Raw genomic sequence first — 7,799 nt, forward strand, 5'->3', positions numbered from 1 at the left:
AGCACGGGCCATCTGGGCGAGGCGCTGGATGGCGCCTTCGATGTCCTTGCCGGCGACCATCATCAGGTCGGCCATTTCGTCAACGATCACAACGATATAGGGCAGCGGCTGCAGATCGAATTCTTCGCTCTCGTAGATCGCCTCGCCGGTTTCGCGGTCAAAGCCGGTCTGCACCGTGCGGGTAATGGTCCGGCCTTCCTTGGCCGCTTCCGAGACGCGCTGATTGAAGCCGTCGATGTTGCGCACACCGATCTTGCTCATCTTGCGATAGCGATCTTCCATCTCGCGCACCGCCCACTTCAAGGCCACGACAGCCTTCTGCGGATCGGTCACGACCGGGGTAAGCAGATGCGGAATGCCGTCATAGATCGACAGTTCGAGCATCTTGGGATCGATCATGATCATGCGGCACTGCTCGGGCGTCATCTGGTAGAGCAGCGAGAGAATGAAGGTATTGATACCCACCGACTTACCGGAACCTGTGGTACCGGCGATCAGCAAGTGCGGCATGCGTGCGAGGTCGGCGATGATCGGCTCGCCGCCAATGGTTTTGCCGAGGCAGATCGGCAGCTTGCCCTTCATCTTCTCGAAGTCGGACGAAGCCAGCATTTCGCGGAAATAGACGGTTTCGCGCGTCTGGTTGGGCAGTTCGATACCAATGGCATTGCGGCCCGGGACCACGGCGACGCGGGCTGATATGGCCGACATCGAGCGCGCGATGTCATCAGCCAGCGAAATGACGCGGCTCGACTTGATGCCAGGGGCGGGTTCGAGTTCGAAGAGCGTAACGACAGGACCGGGGCGCACATTGATGATGTCGCCCTTGACGCCAAAGTCGCTCAGCACCTCTTCGAGGCGGCGGGCCATTTCTTCGAGGCGTTCCGGCGAGTGCTCGGCCGAAGGGCCCGAGCGCTTGGGCTCGGCAAGCAGGCTCAGCGCCGGCAGCTCAAAGCCCTGCGGCTCGTCGAGGAGACTCGCCTGCGCTTCGCGGAACTGACGTTGGCCCTGTGCCGGGCGCGGAGCGGGCGCGGCAACGCGGGGCGCGGAATGGTCAACCGGCTGGAAGCGCGAATCGCCGCGCTGGGTGTGGTTGACCACGGCCGGGTGCTGAGCAATCGGCATGTCCGGTTCGAACGGAACGGAATCGTCTTCCACTTCGTCGGGATAGTCGATTTCGGTCTCGTCATAGGACGGGCCGGCATTGATGCGGGGCGAAACGACAGGCGCAGCTTCGAAGGCCGGTTCGACCGGGGCATGGATGCGGCGCTGGGCGACGGCGACCACCGGCTCCTGCGCGGCCTGGGCGCGCGGCGCCGCGGCGCCCTCGAGATCGGGCTCATGGCCGTGCTCGCGCCATTCTTCCTCTTCCTCGTGGCGGGCGGCCTGGGCAGCGCGGGCGCGGCGCCAGGCAGTGCGCAGCGAATAGCCCATATGGACAACGGCACCGAGCGCCACATCGACGAGCGGATTGGTTTCGGGCTCGTCTTCCTGTTCGGCGGCTGCGGCCGACCGGCGCGAGGCCTTGGCCGGCATGGCCGGAACAGAAGTGCCGAGACCCATGGCAACCCAGAGCAGGGCCAGCGCCGGCACGGCGATGATGACGCCAAAGAGCGCACCGGTGATCGGCTGCGGATCAGCGCCGGCGATCATGCCGGCGAGATTGGAAAAGAGCATGCCGGCAAGGCCGCCGAGACCGGTCGGCAGCGGCCAGGTTTCCGGCGTCGGCAGGAAAGCAAAGACACCGGTCGAGAGCATGATCGCGCCGAGCCAGGCGAGCAGGCGCAGCGTCACATGGGTCAGGCGGCGCTTGCGCAGCAGGGCCCAGCTCCAGAGTGCCAGCGGCACAATGCCGACAATTCCGCCAAGCCCCAGAAACTGGAACACGAGGTCGGCAATAACGGCACCGGGGTAACCCAGCCAGTTATTGGCAATCTTGCTCGTCGCATAGGAGAGGGACGGATCATCGACCGACCAGGAGCTCAGCGAAAGCAGCAAAATCGTCACGACACCCAGCAGCACCATGCCGGCGATGCGGAGCGGAATGCGAATGGCGATCACCGGCGCAGGTTTGGGCATGGAAGCCGTCTTCTGGCGGGCGGCCCCACGCGGCGGCACGGGGCGGACATCATCGAGCGTCGGAACGGGATGGCTGGGCATGGCACGCATTACTGTTCGGGGGACACGACCCATTCGCGGTCCCCGTATCGCCTGTCATGCTAGAGCGGGGTGGTTAATCTCGTGCTAACCATCGAACAAGCGCAGGCCGGAAGACGAAATTTGTGCTTCGGTTGCTAAGCTTTCCCGAGGAGTGCGGCCCACCTTTGTGCGTGGGAAGCCTCTGTGGCGGGCCAAGAGGAAGCAGGCCGCACACCACGGGAAAGTGGTGGCAGGTGGCGCCGAAGCGCCACCTGCCGGGGAGATCAATTGTAGGCGCGTTCGCCGTGGCTGGTGAGATCGAGGCCATCGCTTTCGCCGGCTTCGCTGACGCGGGCACCGCCGAAGATGGCCTTGACGATGAGCATGGCGAGGAAGGCCACCACTGCCGACCAGATGATGGCGACGAGCACTGCGAGCACCTGGGTGACCAGCTGGCCACCGAGGGCATAGCCTTCGGCACCAAAACCGCCGAGGGCCGGGTCAGCGACGATGGCGGTGCCGATGGCGCCGACAATGCCGCCCACGCCGTGGATGCCGAACACGTCGAGGCTGTCGTCATACTTGAGCATCGGCTTGAGGGTGACGACGGCCCACAGACACACGAAACCGGTCACAGCACCAAGCACGATCGAGCCGAAGGTACCGGCAAAGCCGGCGGCCGGGGTGATGGCCACAAGACCGGCCACGGCGCCCGAGACAAAGCCCAGGGCCGAAGCATGGCCGCGGGTGATCTTTTCGCCGACGGCCCAGGCAATGGCGGCAGCAGCGGGAGCGGTGATGGTGTTGAGGAAGGCCTGAGCAGCCAGACCATTGGCACCAAGAGCAGAACCGGCGTTGAAGCCAAACCAGCCGACCCAGAGCAGGGACGCGCCGATGAACACGAAGATCAGGTTATGCGGGGCAATCGGTTCCTTCATGTAGCCCAGGCGCGGCCCGAGCACGATGGCGGCGACGAGAGCGGCCACACCGGAGTTGATGTGAACGACGGTGCCGCCGGCAAAGTCGAGGGCGCCCATATTGAAGAAGAGGCCCGCACCCGACCAGACCATGTGCGCGATCGGCAGGTAGGAGAAGGTGAACCAGATGGCGAGGAACGCCATGACCGCGCCGAACTTCATGCGTTCGGCGATGCCGCCGACGACCAGGGTCGCCGTGATGCAAGCAAAGGTCAGCTGGAAGACCACGAAGACCAGTTCCGGGATCGAGCCGGAAACCGAGTCGGGCGTCACATTGGCAAGGAACAGGTTCGAGAAGTCACCGATAAAGGCCGAGATGCCGCCTTCGGACGGACCCGAAAAGGCGAGCGAGTAGCCATAGGCCACCCAGAGCAGGGCGATCATCGAGAAGGCGCCGAAGACCTGGGTCACGACGGACAGCACGTTCTTGCCGCGCACGAGGCCGCCATAGAACAGCGCAACGCCCGGAATGGTCATGAGAATGACGAGCAGGGTCGAAACGATCATCCAGGACGTGTCGCCGGTATCGATGGTGGCGACTTCCGGGGCCGCGGCGGCCGCTTCCTGGGCGAAGGCCGGAAGGGCCATCAGCAGGGAAGCCAGTGCAGCGCTCCCCAAGAGTTTGGACATCTTCATTGTTGTGTCTCCAGTTGGGGAAGGACCTAGAGGGCGGAAGCGCCGGTTTCACCGGTGCGAATACGGGTGACCGCGAGCAGATCGAGCACGAAGATCTTGCCGTCGCCGATGCGGCCGGTCTGGGCCGAGTCGCGGATGGCATTGCTGACCTGGTCGGCAAGGCTATCGTCGACAGCGATTTCGAGCTTCAGCTTGGGCAGGAAGTGCACGGCATATTCGGTGCCGCGGTAGATTTCGGAGTGACCCTTCTGACGCCCGTAGCCCTTCACCTCGGTGACGGTCATCCCGTGCACGTCCAGAGAATTGAGCGCCTGCCGGACCTCTTCCAGCCGGGACGGCTTGATGATGGCAACCACCAGTTTCATATGACCCCCTTGGCGCCGCTTCGGCGCGTGTTGGAATGCCAAGACAGACTCAAGCGCCGTGCCAAACGGGCCAAGGCCGAAAACTGCTTTGTTTACAGTGCATTAATCGAGGAGCGCTGAAGGCACCTTCACAACAGGCAGTGTTTTGCCCAATTTTCGATCACACAAAATAACGGCTGCACGCATTTTGAGCACGACGCACTGCCTCTCATTGCGGCACCTTGCGCACTTGCAGCGCCAGCAACCAGGGCCGACAATGCTGGCCGACAAGGAGCACCCGATGAGCCAGGACAAGGGCGAACATTTTGACGTCGTGATCGTGGGCGGAGGCCCGGTGGGCATGACGCTGGGCGTTGCCCTGGCGCAGTCCATGCGCGGCATCCGCGTTGCCCTCCTCGATCGTCGTCCCCTGACCGTTCCCAAGGACAATCGCGCCTCGGCCATTGCCGCCGGCGTGCGCCGCATTTTCGATGCCTTGGGTGTCTGGGCCGACATGGAGGCAAAGTCCCAGCCGATCCGCGCCATGCGCATCACCGATTCGGGCGCCGGCGACATCGCGCGCCCGCTCTTCCTGACCTTTGACGGCGATGTCGCGCCTGGCGAACCCTTTGCCCATATGGTGCCGAACACGGCAAGCCAGGCGGCCCTGCTCGGCGCCATGGGCGATCTCGTCAGCGTCATCGCCCCGGCCGAGATCGCCGACTGGTCCGAGGGAAAGCTGGTGCTTGCCGATGGTCGCGTGCTGGTTTCGCCACTGATCGTGGCCGCCGATGGCGCGCAGTCGATGCTGCGCCAGCGCGCCGGCATCGGCACGACCGGGCACGACTATGGCCAGACCGGGCTCGTCGCCACCATCGCACACGAACTGCCCCATGACGGGGTCGCCTATGAGCATTTCCGGCCCTCGGGCCCCTTTGCCAGCCTGCCGCTGCCGGGTAACCGCTCGTCGCTGGTCTGGACGGAGACCACCGAGCGGGCAAAATCCTTCCTCGCCATGGACAGCGACCAGCTCGCCCGCGAGATCGAGGCGGTCATGGGCTCGAGCCTTGGCGCGGTGACGCTCGAAGACAAGCTGATGGGGTTTCCCCTGCGCCTGCAGATCGCGCGCGAATTCATCGGGCCGCGCCTCGCGCTCATTGGCGATGCCGCCCATGTGGTGCACCCCATTGCCGGGCAGGGGCTCAATCTGGGTCTGAAGGACGTGGCAGCGCTCGCCGAAGTGATCGTCGATGCCATTCGCCTCGGCCTCGACCACGGTAGCGAGGATGTCCTCGCCCGCTACCAGGCCTGGCGCCGGCTCGACACGGCCAGCATGGTCGCAGTCACCGACGGCATGAACCGGCTCTTTTCCAATGATGTCGCCCCGGTGCGCGCCATTCGCGATTTCGGGCTTGGGCTCGTCGATCGCGCCGGCCCGCTCAAGGACGCGATGATTCGCGCCGCCTCCGGCATTTCCCAGAGCGGCCCGAAGCTATTGAGCGGATTGCCGATCTAGCCGGGCGGCTGGCGCGACAGCGCCTGCAGCTCTTCGGGCTCGACATTGCGTGCCTCCTCAAGACTGAGGAGCGGCACCCCTTGCACGACCGGGAAGGCGAGCCGCGCCGCAATGGAGATCAGCTCCTTGCGGTCGGCCGAAAGGGTGAGGCGCGTCTTGGTCAGCGGGCAGACCAGCATTTCCAGCACCTGGCGATCAAGTACGTGGCGCGGATCTGCTGGAGCTTCTGCCATCAGTTGAGCGGCACGGCGCCCTTGCCGCCCCCAGCCATTTCATATTCGGTCATGGCGATCAGCGTTTCGGCCCGGTCGTTGAGCGTCCGCGCTTCGAGCAGCACCTGCTTTTCGGCGGGGCCATAAGGCGAGACCATGGCGCAGAAATTGACGAGATCGGCCGTGCCGGTGCGCTCGATCTCTTCCCAGTTGAGATCGATGCTGGCGAATTCGGCATAGTCGCGCATCATTTTGACGAACCGCGCCCGGTCCACCGCCTCTTCTCCGTCATTGCGGGTAAAATCGGCGGCAAAAGTGCCGGTCGAGATTTTGGCGAGACGATAGGGCGTGCCGCGCTCGACCTCTTCACCGAGCTCGAACCGCGCCACGCCTTCCAGAATGATGAAATAACGGCCGTCACCGCTTTCCTCGAAATGCGTGATGCGGCCAAGGCAGCCGACCTTGTGCAGGGGCACCTGGCCGGCAGGGCTCTCTTCGCTCGTATCCTCGGGCTGGATCAGCCCGATCAACCGGTCGGTCGAGAGGGCGAAATCCACCATCGCGAGGTAACGCGGCTCAAAAATATTGAGCGGACGATGCGAATAGGGCAGCAGCAGCGCCCCGGTCAGCGGGAAGATCGGGACCACGTCCGGCACCTCAAGAGGGCTCGCTGGGCGCTGCGGCATATTTTTAGTCCCTTAGGAGAAGAGGGCTGCCGAAAGCAGGCGGCGACCCTTGAGCGTTGCCGGATCCTTGGCGCCCCAGGCATCAAAGAATTCGAGCAGCTTCTTGCGCGCACCGTCCTCGTTCCAGGTGCGATCCTTCTTGAAGATGGCGACCAGGGCTTCAGCGGCCTCGACGCGCTTGCCTTCGGCGTTGAGCACGACGGCAAGATCGAATCGGGCCTGGTGATTGTCGGGGTCGGCGGCAACGGCGGCTTCGAGCGAGGCCGATTCGGAAAGCCCGGCAGCTTCGTCCTGCAGGCGAATCGAATTGGCGACAGCCGTATAGGCTTCACCCTTGCGCTTGTCCTCGGGCACCATATCGAGCGTGGCGCGGGCCTGGTCGAGTTCGCCGGCAGCGAGATAGACGCGCGACAGGCCGATCAGTGCCTCGTCGTTTTCCGGTGCATGCTGCAGCACCATGCCAAAAATCTGCGCGGCCTGGCCGAGATCGCCGACCTCGAAGGCTTCTTCGGCAACTTTGAGCGCATCGGCGATCTGGGCTTCGATCGAATCGGCCGGCGGCGCGCCCGGGGGAGCAGCAGCAATGACGCGATCGGCAAATTTTCTGACTTCACCCTCGGGCATGGCGCCCATGAAGCCATCGACGGGCCGGCCACCAGCAAAGGCAAAAACGGCGGGGATGGACTGCACGCCCAGCTGCCCGGCAACGCCCGGATGATCGTCGATATTGATCTTCACCAGCCGGATTTTGCCGGCCTTTTCGTTGACCACCTTTTCGAGCGCCGGGGTCAGCTGGCGGCAGGGACCGCACCAGGGCGCCCAGAAATCGACGAGAACCGGGACCTCACGCGAGGCCTCCAGCACGTCGGCGCGGAAGCCGGCATCGGTGGATTCGCTGATATAGCCCTGGGTGGCCGGGGCAGCGCCATTGGTGGAAATCGACATAAAGAGCTCTCGCGAAAGGCATTGAGGGAGCAGTCGCGGGCCTTTTTGCGCCCGCCACACCCCGGTTGCAAGCCCTTCTTCCACAGGCTTTCAACAAGATGACATGAAAGCGAAGAACTGGGGTTGCAATCGGTCTGATGATTAGGCATATAGCGCCTCGTCGACGCGCTTCAAGGCGCAGCGATGTGGAGCGCGGGTGTAGCTCAGGGGTAGAGCATAACCTTGCCAAGGTTAGGGTCGTGGGTTCGAATCCCATCGCCCGCTCCAATTTTCGGGGCTTCGGTCTTGAAAAACAAAGGGTCCTTCGGGACCCTTTTTGTTTTTCTGGCATCTGCTTTGACGCCATT

The 7,799-nt window shown here is 63.9% G+C and carries 7 protein-coding genes and 1 tRNA gene; 2 read left to right on the forward strand and 6 right to left on the reverse strand.

The genetic code is table 11. The annotated features are described in order from the left end of the window. The 3 genes from J0I64_RS07915 to J0I64_RS07925 all read right to left on the reverse strand — a co-directional run. Positions 1-2,157, reverse strand: a 2,157-nt coding sequence (locus J0I64_RS07915; protein ID WP_291407054.1) for a DNA translocase FtsK, incomplete at its 3' end; no start/stop codon positions are given. A 263-nt stretch (positions 2,158-2,420) separates the two neighbouring features. After that, complete coding sequence (locus J0I64_RS07920; RefSeq protein WP_291407055.1) at positions 2,421-3,749, reverse strand: ammonium transporter; 1,329 nt, start codon at positions 3,747-3,749, stop codon at positions 2,421-2,423. A gap of 26 nt (positions 3,750-3,775) precedes the next feature. Next, positions 3,776-4,114 carry a P-II family nitrogen regulator gene (locus J0I64_RS07925; protein WP_046142773.1) on the reverse strand — a complete coding sequence of 113 codons (339 nt, stop codon included), beginning with the start codon at positions 4,112-4,114 and terminating at the stop codon, positions 3,776-3,778. A gap of 280 nt (positions 4,115-4,394) precedes the next feature. On the opposite strand from J0I64_RS07925, the gene J0I64_RS07930 reads away from it, so the two are divergent. Next, complete coding sequence (locus tag J0I64_RS07930; RefSeq protein WP_291407056.1) at positions 4,395-5,609, forward strand: FAD-dependent monooxygenase; 1,215 nt, start codon at positions 4,395-4,397, stop codon at positions 5,607-5,609. Here J0I64_RS07930 and J0I64_RS07935 read toward each other — a convergent pair. The 3 genes from J0I64_RS07935 to J0I64_RS07945 are packed head-to-tail and all read right to left on the reverse strand — an operon-like array spanning position 5,606 to position 7,452. Then, positions 5,606-5,842, reverse strand: a complete 237-nt coding sequence (locus J0I64_RS07935) for a Trm112 family protein (protein ID WP_291407057.1) — start codon at positions 5,840-5,842, stop codon at positions 5,606-5,608. The genes J0I64_RS07930 and J0I64_RS07935 overlap by 4 nt on opposite strands. Beyond that, positions 5,842-6,507 carry an LON peptidase substrate-binding domain-containing protein gene (locus J0I64_RS07940; RefSeq protein WP_291407058.1) on the reverse strand — a complete coding sequence of 222 codons (666 nt, stop codon included), beginning with the start codon at positions 6,505-6,507 and terminating at the stop codon, positions 5,842-5,844. The genes J0I64_RS07935 and J0I64_RS07940 overlap by 1 nt, the downstream gene beginning before the upstream one ends. A 12-nt stretch (positions 6,508-6,519) precedes the next feature. After that, complete coding sequence (locus J0I64_RS07945; RefSeq protein ID WP_291407059.1) at positions 6,520-7,452, reverse strand: co-chaperone YbbN; 933 nt, start codon at positions 7,450-7,452, stop codon at positions 6,520-6,522. 192 nt (positions 7,453-7,644) lie between these two features. Here J0I64_RS07945 and J0I64_RS07950 point away from each other — a divergent pair. Then, a tRNA-Gly gene (locus J0I64_RS07950) sits at positions 7,645-7,719 on the forward strand. Positions 7,720-7,799: the final 80 nt, after the last annotated feature.

The sequence above is a fragment of the Devosia sp. genome (genome assembly GCF_017307565.1).
GTDB lineage: Bacteria > Pseudomonadota > Alphaproteobacteria > Rhizobiales > Devosiaceae > Devosia.

Coding starts and splice junctions, on each gene's coding strand:
- J0I64_RS07940 (WP_291407058.1), bottom strand. CDS start 6,507: ATGCCGCAGCGCCCAGCGAGCCCTCTTGAGGTGCCGGACGTGGTCCCG.
- J0I64_RS07920 (WP_291407055.1), bottom strand. CDS start 3,749: ATGAAGATGTCCAAACTCTTGGGGAGCGCTGCACTGGCTTCCCTGCTG.
- J0I64_RS07945 (WP_291407059.1), bottom strand. CDS start 7,452: ATGTCGATTTCCACCAATGGCGCTGCCCCGGCCACCCAGGGCTATATC.
- J0I64_RS07935 (WP_291407057.1), bottom strand. CDS start 5,842: ATGGCAGAAGCTCCAGCAGATCCGCGCCACGTACTTGATCGCCAGGTG.
- J0I64_RS07930 (WP_291407056.1), top strand. CDS start 4,395: ATGAGCCAGGACAAGGGCGAACATTTTGACGTCGTGATCGTGGGCGGA.
- J0I64_RS07925 (WP_046142773.1), bottom strand. CDS start 4,114: ATGAAACTGGTGGTTGCCATCATCAAGCCGTCCCGGCTGGAAGAGGTC.